Source organism: Brevundimonas pishanensis, assembly GCF_022750635.1.
Lineage (GTDB): Bacteria > Pseudomonadota > Alphaproteobacteria > Caulobacterales > Caulobacteraceae > Brevundimonas > Brevundimonas pishanensis.
This window is the reverse complement of the sequence record NZ_JAJKBG010000003.1, coordinates 235361-258755: the sequence shown is the minus strand read 5'-3', so window position 1 is coordinate 258755 and position 23395 is coordinate 235361. Positions and strand designations below refer to the sequence as shown.

Below are 23395 nucleotides of genomic sequence, written 5' to 3'. Positions count from 1 at the left end.
CATGCGGCTGATGCCGTTCAACGTCTGGACACGGTGGATCAAGCGCCGACTTCCGACCTCCCTGTGGGGCCGGTCGCTGCTGATCATCATCATTCCCGTGCTGATCATGCAAGGTGCGGTGACCTTCGCCTTCTTCGATGCACATTGGCAGACCGTGACCTCGCGCCTGTCGGAAAGTTTGGCGGGCGACATCGCTTGGGCGGCAGAGAGCTATCGCGACGATCCTTCGCCGGAAAATCTGGCGGTCATTATTGATCGCGCCGAACGCAACATGCAGTTGTCGATCGCCTTTCAGGAAGACGCCAAACTTCCTGAAGAAGAGCGCCGCGGTGCGATAGGGGTCGTTGACCGGACGCTGGAATCCGCCTTGCAGATGCGCGTGAGGGAGCCGTTCTGGTTCGATACGACCCGCTATCCGGCCTATGTCGACATCCGCGTTCAGGAAGAGGGCGGCGTGTTGCGCATCATCGCCCCGCGCGAGCGTGCCGTTGCCACACAGGCCCACATCTTCGTCCTGTGGCTAATGGGGGCGACGGGCCTTCTCTTGGCTGTGGCGGTGATCTTCATCCGCAATCAGGTCCGGACCATCGAACGCCTCGCGGCTGCCGCAGAGGCGTTCGGGCGCGGCGAGTCCGTCCCCCGCTTCAAACCGCACGGTGCACGTGAAGTCCGCGCCGCCGCCAGCGCGTTTCTGGAAATGCGCTCGCGCATACAGCGGCACATCGACCAGCGCACCGCTATGCTGGCATCCGTCAGCCACGACCTTCGCACGCCACTGACTCGTCTGAGGCTCGAACTGGCTCTGGCCCCTCCATTCAAGCGTGCCGACGCCATGCGTGGCGATCTGGACGAGATGGAGCATATGATCGACGAATACCTCGCCTTTGCACGCGGCGAGGCTGGCGAAGCAGCCCAACCGGTCAATGTGCGCGAGGCACTGGAACGTGCTGCGGCCGACGCACGCGGCATCGGTGCCGAAGTCGAGGTCGATGCGCCAGAAGGACTGTCCGTTCCTTTGCGCCCCCTCGCCTTCCGGCGCGCTCTTAGCAACCTGACCGGCAATGCAGCCAGCCATGGTGAGCATGTGCGCCTGTCCGCGCGTGCCCTCGCTTCGGGCGGCGTGGAGTTTGTGGTCGAAGATGATGGCCCCGGCATTCCCGAAGACATGCACGACGAAGCCTTCCGCCCCTTCTCTCGCCTCGATCCGTCGCGCAGCCAGAACCGGAAGGGCGTCGGGCTGGGCATGGCTATCGCGCGCGATGTCGCCCGCGGCCATGGCGGCGATATCGTTCTGGGCCGCAGTGAGCTTGGCGGCTTGAAGGCTTCAATCCGCCTGCCCGCCCCCAAGGAATAGTTGAGCTCCCCCCTAGATTTTACACACGGAAACAACCATGTTCGTGGAGTTCCAGGGGGGCCTGGAAATAGGAGTGTTCAACATGCGCTCATTCGCGAAAATGGCCGTCGTCGCCGCTGCTTTGACGGTCGCAACATCTGGAACCGCTCTGGCTCAGCCGGAAGCGATCAACATCACCATCTCGCCAAAGTTCGCCCATCAGGTCGAGAAACTGGGCGAGCGTGAAGTGGACGATCAGATCGCCGATCTGACCCGTGAACTTAACCGCACGCTGGAACGCCGTGGCGCACTTCAAGGCGCGACGCTTGATCTGGTCATCACCGACCTCAAGCCGAACCGCCCGACCATGCAACAGATGGTGGATCGTCCCGGTCTGGACCCGATCCGCAGCCTGTCGGTTGGCGGTGCAGCGTTCGAAGGCACGGTCACCACGGCCGATGGCGTGAAGCACAACGTCAAATACGACTACTATTCCCCGACGATCTATGACTCGCTGGGTTCTGCAACGTGGGCCGATGCCAATCGCGCCTATCTGCGCTTCGCCACCAATCTGGCGAACGGTCGCTTCGTTACGCGCTAAGCTCGGTCGATTTATCGACAGCCGCTTTAACGGCGCCTTTGACCGGACGGTCGAGGGCGCCGTTTTCGTTTAGCACCACCAGACCAGCCTGCGTGACACCGCCCGGCGAGGCCACGCGGTCGATCAGGGCATCGAGGCTCTCGTCACCGACAACGCCCGCAGCAGCCGAACGCAAGGTCGCACGAGCCAGTTTGACAGCGACATCTTCCGGCAGACCTTCCGCGACGCCGGCCTGAGCCAACGCGCGGGTAAAGGCAAAATAATAGGCCGGACCACAGCCCGACACAGCCGTCGCAGCATGCATCAGGTCTTCGCTGGTCAGGACAGCCGTCTCGGCAATCGGCTCAAACAGCGACAGGCCGATATTCATAGCCGCCTGATCGGACGACCACAGGCTGGCCACGCCCTTGCCTTGCGCCACGCCCGTCGTCGGCATGACGCGCACCACGCGGCGACCGCCAAAGCCCGCCGAAATAGTGACTTCGGGAACGCCCGCCATAACCGATACGATCACGGCTTCGGGGTTCAAATGTTGAAGGATGGGTTGGGCCGCTTCGACCCATTTTGCGGGCTTCACACCGATCACGAAGGCCTTGGCGTGGGCCAGTGCATCCAACGCCGGATTAATCTGTGCACCCAGCGCCCTCGCCTTTTCGGCAACAGGCTTTTCGCTGGGGGTCAGGATGATCAGGTCTTTGGGATCAACCGCGCCTGTCAGCAGCCACCCTTCAAGAATGGCTGACCCCAGACGACCAACCCCTTGAAGAACAACTGCATTAGACATTTTAGGCGTTACCTACGGTTTCAAACAGACAGGCGTCGATGGCTTCCTGCGGCTTCTTCGAGCCGCGGCTCATAAAATCGAACGCTGGGTAATAACGGTCCGCAGCCTCGACGGCTGCATCGATCATGGATGCGGCCTGTGCCAGGGTCGGGCGCTCGCCGTGCGGCAGGGCCAGTGCGTGGCGGAAGACGATCTCGCCCTCGTCCGGCCAGATCTCGAAATGGCCCAGCCAGGTGCGCTGGTTGATCATCGAAGCCAGCTCATAGGCTGCGGTGCGGCGGCTCTTGCTGACGCGAAGGTCCAGAGCGAGGCACAGTTGCAGGCAGTCCCCTTCGGGGCGCCACGCAAACCACAGTTCGTAGTCTTTCCAGCTGCCCGCGAGGGCAAAGGCCAGGTCACCATCATCCGTACGGTCGAACGGCAGGTTCTCCGCAACAAGAACGTGTTCGACCACGTCCAGCGGATCAAAAGGCAGTTCGACCTCGTCGGGTCTAGCGGCGTCCATCAGGGCTTCAACTTCTCAAACTGGGGCGACTCAACTGCACCGCCACAAGGACGGTAGGCGTGTTCGGAGATTCGGCTCAACCGACCGAATCTTACGATTCTGTGGAGGGCTTGTTGTTGTCGCCCTTGAGTGCCGCAATCTCGGCACGCAGGGCGGCGATTTCCGCCTTCAGCACGTCGAACTCGTCGCGACGGACCAGATCCAGTTCGGCCACCAGACGATCGGCCTGAGCCCGCCACGCGGTTTTGGCTTCTTCACCTGCAGCCTGGGCCAAGCCCATAGCGCCAGTGGTCATCTTGGCGATTTCATCGAGAATTGGATTGCGGGTCTGCATGAGAGCCTCCCATCCGGTCCGGTTAACAAAAGCTCACCCGAATTGGTGAACGAAACCTTTCAATCAGGTGCTTCGCCGGTTTGTTCAAGCGTATTGCCAAATTTCGAAGTTTTCCGACGTGATTATTCGCCAAGTCACGGGATTCGAACGCATTCGGGCAGGTTCATGCCGTCTGCCCGCTAGACATCATCGCGGGGCGACGGGACTCTCCCAACTTGCTATATCCTTGGCGAACTGATCGCGCAGGAGCCTCCCCTTTGCCCTTCCCAGAGTTTGATCCGGTCCTGATCCACCTCGGCCCCTTGCCGATCCGCTGGTACGCGCTGGCCTATATCGCCGGCATCGTTCTGGGCTGGATGTATGCGGCGCGTTTGGTGAAGACCCCGCGCCTTTGGGCGGGCGGCAAGCCGCCGATCACCGGACCGCAACTGGACGATCTGGTATTCTATCTGGTGCTGGGCGTTATTCTGGGCGGCCGTCTCGGCTATGCGCTGTTCTACAATCCGGCTCTGTACGCCCAGATTTTCACCGGTAATACGTGGGGCGAGCGTCTGGAACTGCTCCAGATGTGGACCGGCGGCATGAGCTTCCACGGCGGCTTCCTCGGCGTGGTGATCGCCGCGACCCTTTTCGCCGTCGTCAAGAAAATCCCCGCGCTCAGCCTTGGGGACGTGATCGCACCTGTTGCTCCTATCGGCCTGTTCTTTGGCCGGATCGCCAACTTCATCAATGGTGAACTGTGGGGCAGAGAGACGACCGTTCCTTGGGCTATCCGCTTCTGCAACCAGAAGATTCTGGACACCTATGGCCAGTGCCCCGCAGGCAATGCGCCGCGCCACCCCAGCCAGCTTTATGAAGCGGGTCTGGAAGGTCTGGCGCTGTTCATCATCATGTCTCTGGCCATCTGGAAGTGGAAGGCGTTCAAGCGTCCGGGTCTCGTGATGGGCATCTTCCTCGCCGGTTACGGCGTCTCTCGCGCGGCGCTGGAGAATGTGCGTCAGCCCGACGCCCACCTGTCGAACCTGCCTTTTGGCCTGACGATGGGGATGATGCTGTCTACGCCGATGATTATCGTCGGCTTGATCCTGATCGCCCGCGCCCTGAAGCGCCCCGCCCTACAGGACTGATCACGTGACCGTCTCCTCCCCCTCCGACGGCGCAACACAGAGCCTTAAAGACCGCCTTATCCGCGAAATCATCCTGACCGGACCGATGACGGTTGCGGACTATGTCACCCGCTGCCTGCACGACCCCAAGGACGGATATTACGCGACGCGTCCTGCTCTGGGTGAGCGTGGTGACTTCATCACCGCTCCGATGGTCAGCCAGATGTTTGGCGAACTCATCGGACTTTGGGCGGTCGAGGCATGGCAGCGTCTGGGCGCACCGGAGAAGGTGCGTCTGGTCGAGGTTGGCCCGGGTGATGGCACGCTGATGAGCGATGCCCTGCGCGCGGCCCGTCTTGCCCCCGCCTTCCTCGAAGCCGCCGAACTGGTCCTGATCGAGCCGAGTCGTCCGCTAAGAAACGAACAGGCCCGGCGTCTGGCCGATGCCGACCTCGAGCCGCGCTGGGTCAAAAACCTCAGCCAGATCGAGACGGATGCCCCCGTCATTCTGATCGCCAACGAGGTACTGGACTGCCTGCCTGCCCGCCAGTTCGTGCGGACAGAGGGCGGATGGGCCGAGCGCCGCATCGGTGTCACCGACGACAATGAACTGGTGTTCGGGCTTACCGCCATCAGCGAGGGCTTTGACACCCCCGCCATCGACATCGAGGTGGGACAGGTCCTCGAGATATCCGAGCAGCAGGCGGCCTTCGGGCGGGACCTCGCAGCCTTGGTTTCCGAAAGCTCCGGTGTGGCTTTGTTGATTGACTACGGACGCGCCAAAACCGAGGCGGGCGATACGCTTCAAGCCCTGCGCCGTCACCAGAAGGTCGATGTACTGAGCAACCCCGGCGAGGCAGACCTGACGCAATGGGCCGACTTCCCGCTGGTGCTGGAAGCAGCCGTGCGCGGCGGTGCCGATGTGACCGGATGCATTGGACAGGGGCTGTTCCTCGCACGATTGGGCATTATCCAGCGCGCCGAGAGCCTTGCCCGCGCCCGCCCCGAAGCTGCAGACATCATCCATCGCCAATTCACGCGACTGACGGCACCGGACCAGATGGGCGAGCTGTTCAAGGTCGCTGCAATCTTCTCGCCACGCTCGTTAGCTGTTCCGGGATTTGAAGCATGACGCCGATTACCCACCCTCTCCTCGATCTTGACGGTATCAAGCACGGGTTCTTCACCCGCGAAGGCGGTGTGTCCGAAGGTATCTACGAGGGCTTGAACTGCGGCGTCGGCTCCAAAGATGATCCCGAGCGTGTAGCGCGTAACCGCCAGCTTGTGGCCGAATGGTTCGGAGGCTCGGGTGACGACTTGTGCGGCTGCTACCAAATCCATTCGGCAGACGCTGTAGTCGCCGATGGAGGCTGGAGGGGCGAGCGCCCCGAAGGCGATGCCGTCGTAACGCGCACGCCTAACGTAATCGCCACCGTGCTGACGGCCGACTGCGCTCCCATCCTGTTTGCTGACCCCGAGGCGCACGTTGTGGCCACGGCCCATGCAGGCTGGAAAGGTGCGCTGGGCGGCATCATCGCTGCGACGGTCGATAAGATGGTAGCCCTGAGTGCCAGGCCTTCGAACATCCGCGCTGTGGTTGGCCCGTGCATCTCGCAGGCTTCTTATGAAGTCGGTGCTGACTATCAGGCCCGTTTTGCCGCCGAAGCCCCCGGAAGCGAGCGTTTCTTTGCCGCAGGTTCATCGGACGGCAAACGCCAGTTCGACCTTCCCGGATTCGTCTTGTGGCGACTGGAGCAGGCTGGTGTGACGCAGGCGGCTTGGAGCGGCGATGACACGCGCACCGACGAGGGGCGGTTCTATTCCAACCGCCGCGCCTTCCTGAACGGCGAGCCGGACTTTGGCCGGCTGATCGGAGCCATCGCGCTTACTGAATAAAGAAAGGGCCCGCTGCGAAAACAGCGGGCCTTTTTCTTATTGGGCTGACAGAGCTTTTCAGCCCGCCATAGCCAGCGCCGGAACCTTGGTCGTGTAACGCCATGCCTGCGGGTTCGCCAGCAGGGCGCGGACCAACTTGTTGTTCAGCTGGTGACCGGCCTTATAGCCTTCGTAGCGGCCCATCAGAGGCGCACCCAGCACATACAGGTCGCCGATAGCGTCCAGTGCCTTGTGGCGTACGAACTCGCGTTCCATGCGAAGACCGCCGGGGTTCAAAATCTGATCGCCGTCGATCACGACGGCATTTTCCAGCGAACCGCCACGGGCCAGACCGGCCTGACGCAGGGCTTCAACCTCATGGGCGAAACCGAAGGTACGGGCCGACATGATCTCGGAGCGGTAGGTCGCTTCGTCGACAACGAAGTCGATGACTTGATTACCGATCACCGGAGTCGGGAAATCGATTTCGAAGCGCATTTCGAAACGGTCGCACGGCAGCAGGGCAGCAGTTTTGTCACCCTCCTCTACGCGGATCGGTTCCAGAACTTCGATAAAGTGGCGCGGTTGTTCCTGACGACGGAAACCTGCGCGATCCAGCAGTTGCACGAACTGGACAGCCGAACCATCGAGGATCGGCAGCTCGGGACCGTCCACCTCGACGATAGCATTGGCAATGCCGAGGCCAGCCATGGCCGACATCAGGTGCTCGATGGTCGAAACACGCACATCGTCGGCGTTGGCAATCAGTGTGTTCAGGCGGGCGTCGATAACCGCTTCACCCGTAACGGGGATACGGTTGTCGCGATCCTTGATGTCGGTACGGACGAACACAATCCCCTGACCGGCAGCCGCAGGGCGAACCGTCAAACGCACACGACGTCCGGTGTGGACGCCCACGCCTGCGCAAATCGCAGGTGCGGTGATCGTATGCTCAAAGGGGTCGTTGAAGACCGTCACTCGAAAACTCATCGTATCGCGCGCCCATAAAGGGACTGCGCCGGAAGGTGGCATTTAACCAAACCTCGGCAATCACGAAATGAAAGTCGGGTTTCGGATTGTTTCGAAATCACGACAGCCGCAAATGCCGGTTGCTGAGCACGGGCCAATGAAAAACCCCGCAACCGGAGCTGCGGGGCTTTCGCATTTCAGACCGTTCGCCGATTAGTTGGCGAGGCGGCGCAGGAACGACGGGATTTCCAGATCGTCGTCTTCAGCGTAACCGCGCTGGTGATCCTGAACCTGCGGCTGGACCGATTGGGTCTGGCGCAGTTGTTGGGTCGTGCGGTTCGGGCCCGAGGACGGCGGCGGCGAATAGGTCGGCTGCTGCGGCGCGTTGCGACGGCGACCGAACAGCGACCAGCCGCTACGACGGTGCGAGTCGTCATAATATTCTTCGCGCGGGGCTTCCGGTTCCGGCTTCGGTTCCGGACGGCGGGCCGGTTCGCGCTCCATATACAGGTCGCCCTGCTCTTGCTGGGCAGCGGCACCGCGTGCGCCACGGCCTTGCTCGAACTCTTCAACCCACGGATCAACGATCGGGTCGAGGTTGCGCGGCGCGTCGTGGATTACCGGCTCGGGGCGCACTTGCGGTTCCGGCTGACGGGCAACCGGCTCCGGTGCAGTCTGTTGAGCCACCGGCTCGATACGAACCTCTTCGCGCGGTGCCGGAGCAGCTTGTTCCGGCTGGCGGCGGTTCAGGGTCGTAGCGACGGGCTCGATTTGCTGGATCGAGGCTTCGTCCATACCGGTGGCGACAACCGAGACGCGGATCTTGCCTTCCAGAGCCGGGTCGAAAGCGGCACCGAAGATTATGTTTGCATCACCGTCGACTTCGGCAGCGATAGCGTTCGCCGCTTCGTCGACTTCCAGCAGGGTCATGTCCATGCCGCCGGTGATGTTGACCAGAACGGCCTTGGCACCTTGCAGGCTGGTTTCGTCCAGCAGCGGGTTGGCGATAGCGTTCTGGGCGGCCAGCAGGGCGCGGTCGTCACCCGTGGCTTCGCCAGTGCCCATCATGGCCTTGCCCATCTCCGACATCACGGCGCGAACGTCGGCGAAGTCGAGGTTGATCAGGCCCGGCAGGATCATCAGGTCGGTGATCGAGCGAACGCCCGAGTGCAGCACCTGGTCCGCCATTTGGAAGGCGTCCGAGAAGGTGGTGCGTTCGTTGGCGACGCGGAACAGGTTCTGGTTCGGAATGACGATCAGGGTGTCGACGTAGCGTTGCAGCTCGGCGATGCCTGCATCGGCCAGACGCATGCGGTGACGGCCCTCGAAGGTGAAAGGCTTGGTCACGACACCAACGGTCAGGATGCCGCGGTCACGGGCGCACTTGGCGATAACCGGAGCCGCACCCGTACCGGTGCCACCGCCCATACCGGCGGTGATGAAAACCATGTGCGCGCCTTCGAGGTGCGCGTGAATTTCGTCGGCGGATTCTTCGGCGGCATTCATCCCGACCTCGGGATGAGCGCCCGCGCCCAGACCCTGGGTGATGGTGTCGCCAAGCTGGATACGACGGTCGGTCTTGGCAAAGCTCAGATGCTGGGCATCCGTGTTGGCCACAACAAACTCGACGCCCTCCAGACCGGAGTCGATCATGTTGTTGACTGCGTTACCACCGGCCCCGCCAACGCCGAAAACGACGATGCGTGGCTTCAGTTCTGTGGCTTGCGGCTTCACCAGCGAGAGAGACATTGTATTCCGACCTTCCGACCCTGCTCATTCATCCCAATCGACCCCCGCCGAATCGCATTGGTTATGAGCGGGTTAATAAAAGACCCGACAACGTTAACGGATCATTACCGACCTAATATGAGTCGGCGTTTCTGGAAGCACGTAACACTGATGTTTTTCACGCTTTAAGTGCATTTTTTCAGTTGACGGGACCAAAAGCCGTTAACCAAACGCAAAGAGAGGGGCAAACGCCCCCCTCCCGCTAAACAAAGCTTACAGTTTCAATCAGAAGCGCACACGCATACCCATGTTGAAACGACGTCCAAGACCGTCATAGATCGACGGGTCTGTGGTCCAGCCGGTCGCCGAGGTGATGGTTTGGGCAATGTAGACATACTCGTCAAAGATGTTGTCCACACCGACGAACACTTCGGCCTTGTCGGTCACGTCATAACGCACCTGCAGGTCCGAGAAGTGACGCAGGCCGATGTAGTCGCTCTTGTCATCCTTCGGATCGCAACGGTCGAGGTAACGGTAGCAGCTCTCGCCCAAGAAGCGGGTCTTCCACGACGTGGTCAGCGGGCCACGGCGATAGACCAGGTTCAGGTTGCCGACGTTCTTCGGGGTCGCCGAACGACCTGCGAACTCTACCATCGCTCCACCCGCCAGAGGCGAGGTCTTGCGGGTCATGAGATGCTGGTGCGAATAGCCGATAGCCAGTTGGCCCGCGTCCTCGAACGCTGACAGGTACGGCAGACGGGTCAGGTCGACCGAGTAGTGGGCTTGCAGGTCAAAGCCGCGGGTACGGTTTTCGCCCAGGTTCATCGTGCGCGAATTCACTTCACGGAAGGAGCCGACGCTCGTACCCTTGTCCTCGCGAATGATCTGCTTGCAGTAGATGTTGTTCGGGTCATAGACGCCGCCCGAGTTCACATAGCACTCGTTCAGGCTGGTCGAACGGCCGAGGGTGCCGATCATGCCCTCGATCTCGAGCTGGAAGTAGTCCACCGAGACCGACAGACCCGACCACCAGTCGTTCCAACGCGGATTGAACAGCAGACCCGCAGTGAAGCTGGTCGAGGTTTCTGCTTCCAGATCCTCGTTGCCCGAGTTGAAGCCGTAATAGCCCTGGGCTTCGGACTGGGTCTGGATGTAGTGGCCGTCTCGGGCGACACGAGCCGCAACCGTAGGGTCTGCCAGGCAGGCCTTGGCGGCATTGCTGCCGACAGTGCCGCTATCGACACCGCTGCCGACGATCTTGCCGGCGTCGTAGCCGCTACGTTCCTTGAAGAAGGCCCCCTGACCGTTGACGATGGTCAGCGAACGGCACGGGTCTGCGTCGGTTGGATAGGTCTGGCTGACGCCGGCGTACAGTTCGGCGATGTTCGGGGCACGCACCGAGCGGGCGTACTGCGAGCGTACCTTCAGGAAGTCGACCGGCTTCCATTCCAGCGACGCTGCATAGGCATCGGTCTTGCCAACGGTCGAATAGTCCGACACGCGTGCCGACAGGTTCAGGTCCAGTTGATGCGCCCACGGCAGGTCTGCCAGCAGCGGGATGTTCAACTCGATGAACCCTTCGCTCACGTCATAGCTGCCGCGCGTGACGGGGGTCAGGTTGGTGGTGGTCAGACCGCGCTGCATGGCGACGTCCGGCACCAGTTCGGATTCCTCGCGGCGATATTCGCCACCCACGACGAACTGCAGCGGCCCCGCCGGAAGCTCGAATGCCGTGCCCGACAGGAAGCCGTTGATGACCTTCTGGTCCATCATGTTGTCGACCTTGTGCACGATCTGCACATAGTCCATCGCTTCCTTCGACGCGCCGCCTTCCTCGAAGACGAAGATCGGCAGACAGCCTTGGGCGCGGGCCAGTTCGCTGCGGCAGGCGAACGAACCGTCGGCCAGCTTCACCACGTCGATGGCGTTGATCAGGTTGTCCTTGAGCAGCGCGCCCTCGTTGGTGCGCTGGTTGCTCAGGTGGCCCCAGTTGAAGCTCATCTCGTAGCTGAGGTCGAGCGGGGTCCCCAGCTTGCCCTGCAGGCCCACCACGATGCGCGAGTGGTTACGCTCTTCGATGTTGCTGCGGTTCGGCGCTTCGGAGAAACGGCGATTGAAACCGACGGCGCGCTGTTCGTCGGTCAGGCCCGGGGTGGCTGCACGGACCAGATCGCGAATGGCGACCGGCACAGCCTCCGACAGGATCGGGATACCGTACACGCAGCCGGTGCTGGTGCAGGCGATGTCGCGCGTGATGTTGCTGCCGTCCTTGTAAAGGTCGGAGTTCTGCACGCCCGTCGGCTCCATGGACGACTGCGCACGACCGCGATAGGCCGACGCTTCCATGAAGAAGCTGTGGTCGTTGTTGAAGTCGTAGCGGGCTTGCGACGTCAGGTGCAGGCCGTCGGTCGGCACCATGAGGGCGCGGTAGTCCTGACGGTTGTAGCCGTGGACCGAGTTGTCGAACTGGACCAGCTTGCCGTCCCACAGGGTCCAGCTTTGCGAAGCGGGGGTTACGCCGTTCTGTTCGAGGCCTGGAATGATGGCTACGCCGCCCGGCGTCACCGACGAGCCCGAGAAGTATTTGGTTTTCTTGAACGTGTCCGAAGTGCCATCCAGCGCCATGCCGCGGTCACCGCGGTCGCGAGCATAGATGCCGTGGGTCTCGTTGTACGACAGGCTGGCGACGAAGTTTCCGCGGTCATCGGCAAAGTTCGAACCCAATTTGAAGCCGAACTTGTAGTTCTCGCCGTCGCCGCGCTCGGTGATGCCGTATTGGCCGAAGGCTTCAAAGCCCTGGTAGTTGCGCTGGGTGATGATGTTCACCACGCCTGCCAGAGCATCCGAGCCATACACCGACGAAGCACCGCCCGTGACGACGTCGATACGGTCGATGAACTCGGTTGGAAGGGTCGCGAAGTCGACCGTCGAGGTTCCCGGCACGCCGCCGATGTAGCGACGGCCGTTGACCAATACCAGCGTGCGGGCTTCGCCCAGCGAACGCAGGTTCACCGAGGTCACGCCGTTGTTGGCGGTGAGGAAGTTACTGCTCGACGGTGTCAGGGCAGACTGACCTGCCGAGGGCAGCGAGCGCAGAATATCGCCCACGTTGGTCTGACCCGACAAGGCGATCGCTTCAGAGTTCACTGACTGGACGGCGGTGGCCGAAGTCTGGTTCGGACGGACGATACGGGTGCCGGTTACGACGATCTCGTCGACCTGTGTCGCGGTGTCGACTTCCTGTGCGATAGCCGGGGCGGAAATCAAAGCCCCCGCCAGTATGGTGGTGCCCAGAAGGGCCGTTAGGCGCGTGTGCAAATGCCATCTCCAACTTTACGGAACAGGCCCCTCGCCCGTCCGCCATGGAGAGTTTTTGATTATTGATGCACGCGGCCTTCAATAACCGCAGGAACACGACACCTAAGTCTCGTGTCAAATAATACACACAACCGACACGCTGGATCGATTTTGGAAATATTACCGATCCGAAATCTCAATACTTATCAGTAGATTACGGGTTTCACATTACATGGCTCGCGAATTAGGCTTTTTCAGCACCTCCGTGTGGCGGGTGGATTTGTGAAGCTATGGCAATCTTAATGCCGCCTGCGCCGCAATTACTCCTCCGCCCTGCCCCGTTTCAAAACGGCCTGCGATGCGAACAGGCAAAAGAAAAGGCGGCTCTTTCGAGCCGCCTTTCCTAGTCTGAAATCAGACTGAACTTACCAAGGACGGTAGTTCACGCTCACCGAGAAGCGACGACCGAACGGGTCGAAGTTCGAGTAGAGCGATGCGCCCAGCCAACGTGCTTGTTCAGCATCGAAGACGTTCTGGACGGTACCGGTCACGGTGACGTCGTCGCGGACCTGATAGCGGACCGAGATGTCGTTACGCATGAAGTTCTCGGTGTCCATGTACTTCGCTTCGCGCTGGTCGGCGTTCGAAATGAAGTCACGGGCCTGCACGATGTCTTGCGCGGTCTGCCAGTCAGCAGTCCAGGTGATGCGCAGCGGCTCGTGCGGGGTCTGCCAGGCCAGGGTCGAGGTCATGCGAACGCGCGGGTAGTACAGCGTGCTCGACAGCTCGGTGAAGTCAGCCGGGTTGTCGATGTTGTTGAAGTTCTTCTGCTCAATCAGCCAAGAACCGGCCAGCTTGTGCGAGAACGAACCCCAGTTACGGCCCAGCATCTCTTCGGTGTCGAAGCGATAGGTCGTGGTGAAGTCCAGACCACGGACGTTACGCTTGGCATAGTTGATCGACGACTGGATGAAGTCGGTCAGCATGAAGCGGTCGTCGGCCGGGGTGCCATCGATGTCGACGCGCGAACGGGTCAGGGTGGCGCAGGCGCTGCTGTTCAGCGACGGGCCTTCAACGCAGTTGTTAGCGGCGGTTTGAGCCGTAACCGATGCGATGACCTTGTCGATGGTGATTTCGTAGTAGTCGAGGACCACTGCGAAGTTCGGCAGGAAGCGCGGCTGCAGAACGGTCGAGAAGGTGAAGGATTCCGACTCTTCCGGTTGCAGGTACGGGTTGCCACCGTTGTTGCCCGGGACGCTCGACGAATAGACCGGCTTGTAGGCGTCGGCTGCCGTCGGGTCGGTGAAGTTGAAGGACAGACCGTGTTGCTGAGCCAAGGCGGCGCAGTTCTTGATACGGTTAGCCTTCTTCTCCTGATCGGCGGTGTTCTGAATGTTCAGAGTAGCGCACGGATCGGTGAACGACAGGAAGGTTTGCGTCAGCGGTGCGTTGGTTTCCGACAGGGTCGGAGCACGGACCGAGGTGTTGAAGCTGGTCTTGAACGCGATGTCGCGGATCGGACGGTAAACCAGGTTTACGCCCCAAACTTCGCTACCGCCGAAGGTCGAGAAGTCGCTGTAGCGGTACGAACCGCTGATTTCAGCGTATTCACCGAACTTCGAGTCACGCAGCAGCGGGACCGAGATTTCAGCGAAGCCTTCGGTGGCGTCGTATTCAGCCGGCAGGAAGTCAGCGCCGCCATTCAGCTGAGCGTAGGTGGTGCCCAGCGAGGAGCTGCGGCCCAGACCTTCGGTCATTTCCTTGCGGTATTCAGCGCCCAGAGCGACGCCGATCGGACCGGCACCCCAGAAGTCCCACAGCTGACCCGAAACGGTACCCAGCACGTCGTGCTGTTGGTTCTGTTGTTGGATCTGCAGTTGGGCAGCGACGTAGGCCAGAGCCTCGGCGCTTTGGTTGCCGGCACCGAAGACGTTCAGCGGCTGGCAGTTCTTAACGACGTCCGAGTTGGCGTTCAGCGTACCCGGTACGTTCGGGTTACGGCTGGTGACGGTGCCGCCGTTGGCGGTCAGGTCTTGAACGCGGCAGACGATTTGGCCGGCCGAGTTACGAACGGCGTCCATCGCATACGAGAAACGCTCGATGTCCAGACCGCGCTCGACGTTCTTGTTGTCGACGCGACCGTAGGTGTAGCCCAGATCCCAGTCGACGTTCTTGACGAAGCCGATGTCGCCGGCGTTGCCGTTCAGGCCGATGACGTAGCGTTGCAGTTGCTTGTCATTGGTCTGGGCGCGGTCCAGCAGCCATGCGCTGTAACGAGCGAACGGAGCGGCGGTGGTGCCGGTCGCTGCGCCCGGAGCGGTTTGGGTCGCTGCGCCGTAGGTTACCGCGGTGTTGTTGCGGATCGCTTCAGCCAGGTTCAGCGGCATGAAAGCGTTGTCGGTACGGGTGGTGTACGCCGAGGTCGACAGGATCTGCATCGAGTTGTTCGGATTCAGGGTATCCGAGATGTAGATGTCGCCGAACGAGTTACCGGTTGCCAGGTGGGTACGCTCTTGAACGTACTTGGCTTCAGCATACAGGTTGATGCGCGGGGTGATCTGGAAGTTTGCGCCCACTTGGAAGCGCGAGTTTTCCGACTGCGGCAGGGTCGAATCGACGTTGAAGGTCGTGTTCGGGTTCTCGCCGTCACCGCCGATGCTGATGGCTTTGTTGGTGCCGGTGTTCGAGATGATGGTGCCGAAGTCAGCCAGACGGGCAACCGGACCATCGAAGACCCAGGTCTTGCCCGGAGCAACACCGAAGCACGAAGCCGAAGTAATCGAGGTGGTGGTGCAGTTGGCAACCGGAATGGTGTTCGGGTTGTTCAGAGCGCTCGGCTGGTAGTTGTTAGCCAGGGTAACCTGACCCCACTTGCGCATCTGCATCGAGCGACGGTCGCGATACAGGACCGAGTCGGTGATGCCGTCGAACTGGGCAGCTGCCGGATCGGCGTCGCGGCCGACCATGCCCCAGCCGTCTTGCAGCCAGTCGATGTCCGAAGCCAGAACTTCGTCCAGGCGCTCGTATTCGGCGAAGCCGTAAACGTTCAGGCGACCGTCGAACAGGTTCTTACCAGCCAGGATCGAAACGCGTTCCGAGTCTTGGCCACCGTCGTTGATCTGACCCCAGCGGGTGTCGATTTCCAGACCTTCGAAGTCCTTGCGGAGCTTGAAGTTCAGAACGCCCGAAACTGCGTCAGCGCCGTAGATCGACGAAGCGCCACCGGTGACGATTTCAACGCTTTCGATCAACAGACGCGGGATGGTGTCGACGTCGACAGCCAGCGTGCCTTGCGGCGAACCAACGTGGCGACGGCCGTCAACCAGCGTCAGAGTGCGGCCCGAACCCAGCGAGCGCAGGTTCGGCAGCGACAGACCACCAGCGTTCAGAACGCCTGCAGTGGTGTCCGACGGAACTTGCGAGTTCATCAGAGCCGGGATGGTCGCCAGGTGGTCGATCACCGAGTTCTGACCGGTGGTCAGCAGGGCTTCACGATTAACTTGGATCAGCGGGGTCGGGGCAGTGACCGGGTCGCGGCGGATGCGCGAGCCGGTGACAACGATTTCGCTGACTTCGGTTGCGGAGACGTCTTGGGAACCGTTGGCTTCTTGAGCCACGGCGGCCGATGCCGCCAGAACACCTGCCAGCACCGAAGTGCCCAGCAGAATAGTACGCTTCGAACGCATTTAAGAATAAACCACGCTAAAGGAACGGGGTGACAGATCCTGTGAGGACCCGCCACTTGAAGGGTGGCCTGCCTGTCACGCTAACCAATTACGCGCAACCTAAACGCCGCATTTGCGCCTCAAAACCCGACCCACGGCAAGGTTGGCGTAACATTTCCGACACAATGCCGATTCACGTAGTTATCCCTAAAAACTCATGATGTTTGAAATCGGGGGATTAAAAAGCCAAGCTTGTTGAAATAAAAATTGGTTCGAGGCGAAGATATTAGAATGAACTGCCTAATGCGGATATTTATATAACAGCGTATTTCAATAACGACGATTTTCAAAATAAGGCATGCCCTTTTGAGAACAAAAAAAGGGCGGCCTCGAGGACCGCCCTTTTCCGATTCTATCAGCTGAACTTAGAAGATCTTGTAGTTCAGGCCGATGTTATAGCGACGACCGAACGGGTCGAAGTTCGAGTACAGGGTGGTGCCCAACCACGCCGGTTGCTCGGCGTCGAAGATATTGGTCACGCCTGCACGCAGCGTCACGTTATCACGGACATCCCAACGAACCGTCAGGTCGTTACGGACGAAGTTGCCGGTGCGCAGGTATTCAACCGGACGCGAGTCGGCGTTAGCCAGGAAGTCGCGGTACTGGATGATGTCTTGCGACGACTGCCAGTCAGCGATCCAGGCCACGCGAACCGTTTCAACCGGTTGCCATGCGAGGGTCGAGGTGAAGCGAACGCGCGGGAACGAACCGCCCGTGGACGCCAGCGAAGCGTACTCGGTGAAGTCGGCCGGGTTTTGCGCGTTGTTGAACTGCTTTTGTTCAATCAGCCACGAACCGTTGATCGAGTAGTCGAAGACACCCCAGTTCTTACCGAACATGTCTTGGCTATCGAGACGGTAACGACCGGTGAAGTCCATGCCGCGAACGGTACGCTTCGCGTAGTTGATCGAGCCTTGGATGAAGCCGATGCCCGTCGCCGGGTCACCGATCTTGAAGGCTTCCGAGCGCTGCTGCGCCGTGTCGTTCAGAGCCGAGGCCGGAACGTTACGGAAGATGGTGTCGCAAGCTGCGGTGTTCAGCGTCGGGCCGTTCACGCAGTTCGCAGCAACCGTAGCAGCGCCCACGGCGGCGATCACGTTGGTGATCTCGATCTCGTAGTAGTCCAGAACCAGGCTGAGGTTCGGGATGAAGCGCGGCTGAAGAACCGTCGAGAAGGTGAACGAGGTCGACTCTTCCGGCTGCAGATAGATGTTACCGCCGTTCACACCCGACACAGTCGAGGTGTATTCCGGAACGTAGTCGTCCAGCGTCGAAACGGTCGAACCTGCGAAGTCGTAGGTCAGGCCCTTTGCCGCAGCCAGTGCAGTACAGTTGGCGATACGGTTAGCCTTGATCTCGGCACTCAGGGTCGGCGCAGTGATGCGGGCCGTGGTGCAGGGATCTTGGACGTCGACGAAGGTTTGCGAGTACGGACGGTACACTTCGGCCAGCGTCGGAACGCGGATCGAGGTGTTGTAGCTGGTCTTGAAGGCGATGTCCGGGATCGGACGGTAGACCAGGTTCGCGCCCCAGACTTCCTGACCACCAACGGTCGAGTAGTCCGAGAAGCGGTACGAACCGCTCAGTTCTGCATACTCACCGAGCTTGCTGTCACGCAGCAGCGGCAGCGAGACTTCAGCGAAGACTTCATTGGACTCATAAGAAGCGAGCGGGAAGTCAGCACTGGCGTTAAGCATCAGCAGGCGATCGCCGAAGAGGCGGTCACGGCCGGTACCTTCGGTTGCTTCCTTACGCCATTCGACACCCAGAGCGACACCGATCGAACCGGCACCCCAGAAGTCCCACAGCTGACCCGAAGCAGCGGCAACAGCGTGGTGCTGTTCGTTCATTTCGGTCACGTCAACGAAGGCTTCGACGTAGGCCGTGCCTTCAGCGGACTGATTGCCCTTACCGAAGATGTTGTACGGCACGCACTGATCAATGGCGGCACGGCCAGCTTCGCTGTTCTGAACGAAACCACCGCGGACCGGGTCCGGCAGGTTTACGCCCTGAGCGGCCAGGAGCTTGGCACGGCAGACAACTGCGCCTGCGGCACCGAGAACGCCGGCGGTGTCGACGACCGAGTCAGCAGCGAAGTAGAAGCGTTCGGCGTCAACCGCGAACTCTTGGTTCTCGTTGTCCATACGGCCGTAGGTGTAGGACAGATCCCAGCCGAAGTTCTTCACGAAGCCGACTTGGTCGTAGTCACCTTTAAGGGCGACAACATAACGCTGCAGGTCGCGGAAGTTGTTCTGGAAGCGGTCGTTACCGAAGCCCGACAGACGGGCCCACGGTGCAGCCGTGGTCGTGGTCACAGCACCCGGAGCGTTCTGGGTGCCAGCAGCATAGTTGGTGACCGTGTTGGCGGCGATAGCGGCCTTCAGGTTTGCCGGGATGAAGGCGTTGTCCGACCAGCGCATGTTTGCGCCCGACGTTGCCGTGATCTGCACATGTCGGCCAGCCGAGATGGCGGCGTCGCTGAAGTTGATGTCATAGAAGAACGGTTGCGACGTATCGTTCGTTTCTTCAGTGATATATTTGGCTTCGGCGTAGGCCGTGATGCGGTCCGTGATCTTGAAGGTCGAACCGACCTGATAGCGCTGCGATTCCGAACGCGGCAGACGCGAGTCGGTCGAGAAGACTGCAGCCGATTCACCGTCACCGCCGATGTTGTACGGACGGCTGGAACCCGTTGCGCCGATGCGCTGGCCGAAGTTGGCCAAACGAGCGGACGTGCCGTCGAACCACCAAGTCTTGGCCGGATCAACCGAATAGCAGTTCGCGCTGTTGTATGCGGTACAGGCCGCCAGCGGCACGTTCGGGTTGCTCAAAGCGCTCGGCTGCTGGGCGTTCGCAAGGGTCATCACCGACCAGCGCGGACGGTCCAGACGAACCAGGTTGGTACCCGAAAACAGTTGGGCATCAATGATGCCATCGTCAGCAGGGCCAATGGCGGCCGAGGTCGGGTCAGCGTCAACGCCGAGCAGCACCGGCGAGCGGCGCAGCCAGTCCATGTCCAGACCGGTCACTTCGTCCTGCTGCTCCCACTCGGCGTGGGCATAGACGTTCAGACGATCGTCGAAGAAGTTCTTACCGACCAAGGCCGAGATGCGCTTCGCAGCCTGACCGTCCTGGTTGATGACCGAATAGTTGGCGTCGATTTCCGCGCCTTCGTAGTCGTCGCGCAGGTTGAAGTTCAGCACGCCGGCAACAGCGTCTGCGCCGTAGATCGACGAGGCACCGCCGGTGATGATTTCAACGTTCTGGATCAGCAGGCGCGGGATGGTGTCGACGTCCACACCCAGACCACCACCGACCGAACCGACGTGACGGCGACCATCAACCAGCGTCAGCGTACGGCCCGAACCCAGTGCGCGCAGGTTGGCGATCGACAGACCACCATCGTTCAGACCCGAACCGGTCGTGTCCGACGGAATTACGGAGTTCGACAGCGCAGGAATGGTCGACAGATAGTCGATAACCGTCGCCAGACCGGTTTCCAGGATTTGCTCTTGGGAGACTTGGATAAGCGGGGTCGGCGACGTCGTCGGGTCGCGACGGATCCGCGAACCCGTAACGACGATCTCGCTAACCTCGGTGGCTTGATCCGTAGTCGGATTGGTTTGCTGCTCCGCATGAGCAGCCGTGACGAGCAAAGTGCTCGCCAGCACGGTTGTGCCAAGCAAAGCAGTGCGCTTGATTTTCATATGTTCGAACTCCCGTTCGGGGCTTCCCCATGACCCCCAAAAGGGGGGCCGCCGAGCGTGGAAACTCACATATCAATGTTGGTGGAACAATGATTATGGCATCATGTGGGCCACTTTCAGTCCTAATGTTACCAGTTTAACACAATTCGCATTGGGAGAATCCCGTAGAGGCGCACAATCAAAAAGGGTGCGCCGATCCAATAACCAGCGCACCCCAATCATTTAATTTATAAGTTACAGGAACTTAGAAGTTCTCTCGCAACCATGTTGCCGCGCGGGTGAACGGTCCGCCGCTGTGGATACGCGGAGCGTCTGCGGCCGTAATGTGGCGGGTCATGAGCTTGTGCACCGACACCGCTTCGCGCGGTCCATAGGCAGCACGCAGTAATACGCCCGCCGCCGAGGAGAAGGCTGGTCCTGCCGCAGCTTCTGCAAGGTGAGGCGCGCGTTGGGGACGTCCCAGACGCACTGAAGGGTGGTCAAACACGCGCTCTGCCAGTTCACGCACGCCGTTCAACTGACTGGCCCCGCCGGTCAGAACGATTCCCATGCCCGGATCAATACGCATGCCTGCGGCGCGGAGGCGGTCGCGCATCAACTCCAGCGTCTCTTCGACACGCGGCGCGATGATGGTTTTCAGCATGGCCCGCGGCCAAACGACCGGACCAGATGACGAATCCTCGCCGCGCGGCGGGGCTTCAACCATTTCGCGGTCTTCATTATTGCTGGCCATGGCCGAGCCATGCAGCGTCTTAAGGCGCTCTGCCCCTGCACGCGAGGTTGTCATGCCGCGAGCGATGTCGGCGGTGACGTGATCGCCACCGACGCTGAGGCTCTCGATGTGCAGCAGAGAACGCCCGCCCCACACAGCGGCAGAGGTCGTCCCTGCCCCCATGTCGATACACAGCGAGCCCAGCTCCATCTCGTCTTCTTCCAGCGCGGCCAGCGAGGTGACAAGCGGGGCCGAAGCCACACCTTGCAGATCGAGGTGGGCGCGTTCCAGACAGTTGCTGAGGGCACCGAATGCCCCTTCCGCCATAGAAATCACCAGCAGGTCCAGGCCGAGGGTGCGGCCTTGCAAGTGACGCGGATCGTGGACGCCGCGCGAGCCGTCCACAGACCATGCGACTGGCAGAACGTGGATCGGGCGGCGGTTCGGCAGGCTGATCTTGGACAAGGCCGCACTGATGGCGCGAGCAAGGTCCGGATCGGAAATCGGCTGGCCGCCGAGCGAGACACTGGCCGACACGCGGTGGCTGGCCATCTGGCCAATCGAGGTGGTGACGACGACTCCGGAAATCGTCGCGCCAGCAGCACGCTCGGCCCGTTCGACAGCGCGCGCGATGGCGTCGGCGGCGTCTTCCATGTTGACGATCACCCCACCGCGCACACCGCGCGATTGCACGTGCCCGGCACCGGCGACGCGAATGGTGCTGTCGGCACGACGCACACCTTCTGGCTTCATGATGAAACAGGCGACCTTGGATTGGCCAAGGTCGAGCGCAGCCACTGCGGGCGCGCGCGACGAGTTACCGACCTGATCGTCTTTACGGTCGCGGAGAAGTCCAATCATTGTGCTTCTATCCTCTCGCGTCACCTTCGGAAGGGCGGATCGCCACTTCTTCAGGTGTTCTTAGATCGACCCGGGCAAAGCCCAGATCCAATAGGCGTTCACGCTGGTCCAGCGCATCGAGACGGATCAGGGCCGAGTCCTGATCGACAGCCGGAAGCTGGATCAAGGCACCGTCCTTCAAGCGAAGGTCCCAGCGGCGCTCGTCTACCCGCACCAGTGCATCGATACGGCTCATAAGACGCGGACGCTGGCGAAGCAGCGGCACGATATCGGCGGCGGCCTGATCGGCTCCCTTGCCGACAATGAGCGGCAATTCGGGATAGCGCCCGGCATCGGCACCCGGGATTACAACGCCATCGGCATCGATGACATGCGCCTTGCCACCCACCTGCCATACGGCCAGCCGGTTGTGTTCTTTAACGTCCACGATGATGGTGTTGGGCAGCAGGCGCACCACGCGCGCTTCCTTTACCCAGCCCACCTGCTCTACCCGCTCGCGTACAGCGTTGAGGTCCAGACTGACGATAGGCTGATCCTGATACAGACCGACAGCGCGCTGGATCGGACCCTTGGCCTCTGGCGACGCCCCGTTGACGTGCACCTGCTCCAGTTTCAGACCCATGCCGACTGTTACGGCATCGAACTTTTCCTGCATGGAGGCAGAGATACGCTCTGCACGCGCTCCCGTAGCCAGAACGCCCGCCAGAACGGCAACGCCCGCAACCAGGCAAACAGCCACGACCCGCGGCGACATATCCATGCGACCGATATCGGCCACGCGTCCCTTGGGGGCACCGCGCGGGGCTTGCCCCTTACCAGATTGTCGACGTCCGCCGCGTACTACCGCCGGCATGAGGCGTCCTCCACCAACCAACGAACCAGAGTGCGATAATCCATACCGACGTAGGCCGCCTGCTCGGGCGCGAGCGAGGTCGGGGTCATGCCGGGCTGGGTGTTCACCTCCAGCAAGACAAGAACATCGTTAACGTCGTCATAACGGAAATCGGACCGCGATACGCCACGGCAGCCCATGGCCGCGTGGGCGAGCTCCGCCTGACGTAAAGCCTTGTCAAATACGTGCGCAGGCAGTTCCGCAGGCAGTACGTGGCGCGAACCACCGGGCGAATATTTCGCTTCGTAATCGTAGAAGCCCTTGGTCGGCGTAATGTCGGTGATGGTCAGGGCGCGCGGACCGTTCAGATCGCCGATCACCGCAACCGCCAGTTCTTTTCCCGCGATGAAGGGCTCTACCATGACCTGCTCGCCATAGGTCCAGCTATCTTCGCCAACTTCGGCCACCGGACGGTTAGCGCCCTCGCGCACCAGATAGACGCCGACCGAAGACCCTTCGGCATTCGGCTTGATCACATAGGGCGGCTCGATGACGTGGCGCGATGCGACCTCGTGACGGTCAAAAAGACCGCCGCCCGGGACGACCACACCTGCTGCGTGCAACACAGCCTTGGACTTGTCCTTGTCCATCGCCAGCGCGGAGGCCAACACGCCCGAGTGGGTATAGGGAATGCCGAGCGTCTCGAGGATGCCTTGAACGCAACCGTCCTCGCCCCACGCGCCATGCAGGGCGTTGAAAACGACATCGGGCTTCAGTTCGGTGAGGACCTGAGCCAGATCGCGGCCCGCATCTACGCGCGTGACCTTGCCGACCTGCCCCTCCAGCGCGTCGGCGCAACCGGCACCGGACGTCAGCGAAACTTCACGTTCCGACGAGATGCCGCCCATAAGGACAGCGACATGTAGGGTTTCAAGAGGCGCGCGCATGAGACAATCCGAAGACTAGCCTCCCCCTATCGCCTCAATAGGGTTAACCGGTTGGAAACGATAGACCCCGAAGCGTCCG

At 61.1% G+C, this 23395-nt stretch carries 16 protein-coding genes; 5 read left to right on the top strand and 11 right to left on the bottom strand.

Annotated elements, in window-relative coordinates; genetic code table 11:
- The first annotated feature begins 1 nt into the window (after nucleotide 1).
- Both LOX95_RS07580 and LOX95_RS07575 read left to right on the top strand, forming a co-directional pair.
- Nucleotides 2-1354 carry an ATP-binding protein gene (locus tag LOX95_RS07580; protein ID WP_242913868.1) on the top strand — a complete coding sequence of 451 codons (1353 nt, stop codon included), beginning with the start codon at nucleotides 2-4 and terminating at the stop codon, nucleotides 1352-1354.
- 82 nt (nucleotides 1355-1436) lie between these two features.
- Nucleotides 1437-1934, top strand: a complete 498-nt coding sequence (locus LOX95_RS07575; protein ID WP_242913867.1) for a hypothetical protein — start codon at nucleotides 1437-1439, stop codon at nucleotides 1932-1934.
- Here LOX95_RS07575 and LOX95_RS07570 read toward each other — a convergent pair.
- From LOX95_RS07570 to LOX95_RS07560, 3 genes are all read right to left on the bottom strand, one after another.
- Nucleotides 1924-2718 (bottom strand): pyrroline-5-carboxylate reductase family protein, encoded by a 795-nt coding sequence (locus tag LOX95_RS07570; RefSeq protein WP_242913866.1) that lies wholly within the window; start codon nucleotides 2716-2718, stop codon nucleotides 1924-1926. The genes LOX95_RS07575 and LOX95_RS07570 overlap by 11 nt on opposite strands.
- Nucleotide 2719: 1 nt before the next feature.
- Nucleotides 2720-3223: a type III secretion system chaperone family protein gene (locus LOX95_RS07565; protein WP_242913865.1), complete on the bottom strand. Its 504-nt coding sequence runs from the start codon at nucleotides 3221-3223 to the stop codon at nucleotides 2720-2722.
- A gap of 91 nt (nucleotides 3224-3314) precedes the next feature.
- The gene (locus LOX95_RS07560; RefSeq protein WP_242913864.1) at nucleotides 3315-3557 is read right to left on the bottom strand and encodes an accessory factor UbiK family protein; all 243 of its coding nucleotides are present in this window, start codon (nucleotides 3555-3557) and stop codon (nucleotides 3315-3317) included.
- A gap of 257 nt (nucleotides 3558-3814) precedes the next feature.
- Here LOX95_RS07560 and lgt point away from each other — a divergent pair, with 257 nt between their 5' ends.
- The 3 genes from lgt (at nucleotide 3815) to pgeF (ending at nucleotide 6559) form a co-directional block, all read left to right on the top strand.
- Nucleotides 3815-4684, top strand: coding sequence for a prolipoprotein diacylglyceryl transferase (gene lgt, locus LOX95_RS07555; RefSeq protein ID WP_242913863.1), 870 nt, complete (start codon nucleotides 3815-3817; stop codon nucleotides 4682-4684).
- Nucleotides 4685-4769: 85 nt separating this feature from the next.
- Nucleotides 4770-5795 (top strand): class I SAM-dependent methyltransferase, encoded by a 1026-nt coding sequence (locus tag LOX95_RS07550; RefSeq protein ID WP_242914069.1) that lies wholly within the window; start codon nucleotides 4770-4772, stop codon nucleotides 5793-5795.
- A complete protein-coding gene (gene pgeF, locus LOX95_RS07545; RefSeq protein WP_242913862.1) occupies nucleotides 5792-6559 on the top strand; it encodes a peptidoglycan editing factor PgeF in 768 nt (255 codons plus the stop codon). Before LOX95_RS07550 ends, pgeF begins: the two co-directional genes overlap by 4 nt.
- Nucleotides 6560-6616: 57 nt before the next feature.
- Here the strand turns inward: pgeF and lpxC are convergent, their stop codons facing one another.
- The 8 genes from lpxC to LOX95_RS07505 all read right to left on the bottom strand — a co-directional run bounded on the left by lpxC (nucleotide 6617) and on the right by LOX95_RS07505 (nucleotide 23316).
- Nucleotides 6617-7528, bottom strand: a complete 912-nt coding sequence (gene lpxC / locus LOX95_RS07540) for a UDP-3-O-acyl-N-acetylglucosamine deacetylase (protein WP_248286911.1) — start codon at nucleotides 7526-7528, stop codon at nucleotides 6617-6619.
- A gap of 192 nt (nucleotides 7529-7720) precedes the next feature.
- Nucleotides 7721-9256, bottom strand: coding sequence for a cell division protein FtsZ (gene ftsZ, locus LOX95_RS07535; RefSeq protein WP_242913860.1), 1536 nt, complete (start codon nucleotides 9254-9256; stop codon nucleotides 7721-7723).
- A gap of 264 nt (nucleotides 9257-9520) precedes the next feature.
- The gene (locus LOX95_RS07530; protein ID WP_242913859.1) at nucleotides 9521-12553 is read right to left on the bottom strand and encodes a TonB-dependent receptor plug domain-containing protein; all 3033 of its coding nucleotides are present in this window, start codon (nucleotides 12551-12553) and stop codon (nucleotides 9521-9523) included.
- Nucleotides 12554-12957: 404 nt separating this feature from the next.
- The gene (locus LOX95_RS07525) at nucleotides 12958-16218 is read right to left on the bottom strand and encodes a TonB-dependent receptor domain-containing protein (RefSeq protein WP_242913858.1); all 3261 of its coding nucleotides are present in this window, start codon (nucleotides 16216-16218) and stop codon (nucleotides 12958-12960) included.
- Between the two features lie 404 nt (nucleotides 16219-16622).
- Complete coding sequence (locus LOX95_RS07520; protein ID WP_242913857.1) at nucleotides 16623-19964, bottom strand: TonB-dependent receptor domain-containing protein; 3342 nt, start codon at nucleotides 19962-19964, stop codon at nucleotides 16623-16625.
- A gap of 244 nt (nucleotides 19965-20208) precedes the next feature.
- Nucleotides 20209-21534, bottom strand: coding sequence for a cell division protein FtsA (gene ftsA, locus LOX95_RS07515; RefSeq protein ID WP_427846577.1), 1326 nt, complete (start codon nucleotides 21532-21534; stop codon nucleotides 20209-20211).
- A gap of 10 nt (nucleotides 21535-21544) precedes the next feature.
- The gene (locus tag LOX95_RS07510) at nucleotides 21545-22390 is read right to left on the bottom strand and encodes a cell division protein FtsQ/DivIB (protein WP_242913855.1); all 846 of its coding nucleotides are present in this window, start codon (nucleotides 22388-22390) and stop codon (nucleotides 21545-21547) included.
- The gene (locus LOX95_RS07505; RefSeq protein ID WP_242913854.1) at nucleotides 22378-23316 is read right to left on the bottom strand and encodes a D-alanine--D-alanine ligase; all 939 of its coding nucleotides are present in this window, start codon (nucleotides 23314-23316) and stop codon (nucleotides 22378-22380) included. The genes LOX95_RS07510 and LOX95_RS07505 overlap by 13 nt, the downstream gene beginning before the upstream one ends.
- Between the last annotated feature and the right edge of the window lie 79 nt (nucleotides 23317-23395).

Bases quoted from the DNA above. Each gene is read 5' to 3' on its own strand.
- LOX95_RS07580 (WP_242913868.1), top strand. From the start codon at position 2: ATGCGGCTGATGCCGTTCAACGTCTGGACACGGTGGATCAAGCGCCGA.
- LOX95_RS07575 (WP_242913867.1), top strand. From the start codon at position 1,437: ATGCGCTCATTCGCGAAAATGGCCGTCGTCGCCGCTGCTTTGACGGTC.
- LOX95_RS07570 (WP_242913866.1), bottom strand. From the start codon at position 2,718: ATGTCTAATGCAGTTGTTCTTCAAGGGGTTGGTCGTCTGGGGTCAGCC.
- LOX95_RS07565 (WP_242913865.1), bottom strand. From the start codon at position 3,223: ATGGACGCCGCTAGACCCGACGAGGTCGAACTGCCTTTTGATCCGCTG.
- LOX95_RS07560 (WP_242913864.1), bottom strand. From the start codon at position 3,557: ATGCAGACCCGCAATCCAATTCTCGATGAAATCGCCAAGATGACCACT.
- LOX95_RS07550 (WP_242914069.1), top strand. From the start codon at position 4,770: ATGACGGTTGCGGACTATGTCACCCGCTGCCTGCACGACCCCAAGGAC.
- pgeF (WP_242913862.1), top strand. From the start codon at position 5,792: ATGACGCCGATTACCCACCCTCTCCTCGATCTTGACGGTATCAAGCAC.
- lpxC (WP_248286911.1), bottom strand. From the start codon at position 7,528: ATGAGTTTTCGAGTGACGGTCTTCAACGACCCCTTTGAGCATACGATC.
- ftsZ (WP_242913860.1), bottom strand. From the start codon at position 9,256: ATGTCTCTCTCGCTGGTGAAGCCGCAAGCCACAGAACTGAAGCCACGC.
- LOX95_RS07525 (WP_242913858.1), bottom strand. From the start codon at position 16,218: ATGCGTTCGAAGCGTACTATTCTGCTGGGCACTTCGGTGCTGGCAGGT.
- LOX95_RS07520 (WP_242913857.1), bottom strand. From the start codon at position 19,964: ATGAAAATCAAGCGCACTGCTTTGCTTGGCACAACCGTGCTGGCGAGC.
- LOX95_RS07510 (WP_242913855.1), bottom strand. From the start codon at position 22,390: ATGCCGGCGGTAGTACGCGGCGGACGTCGACAATCTGGTAAGGGGCAA.
- LOX95_RS07505 (WP_242913854.1), bottom strand. From the start codon at position 23,316: ATGCGCGCGCCTCTTGAAACCCTACATGTCGCTGTCCTTATGGGCGGC.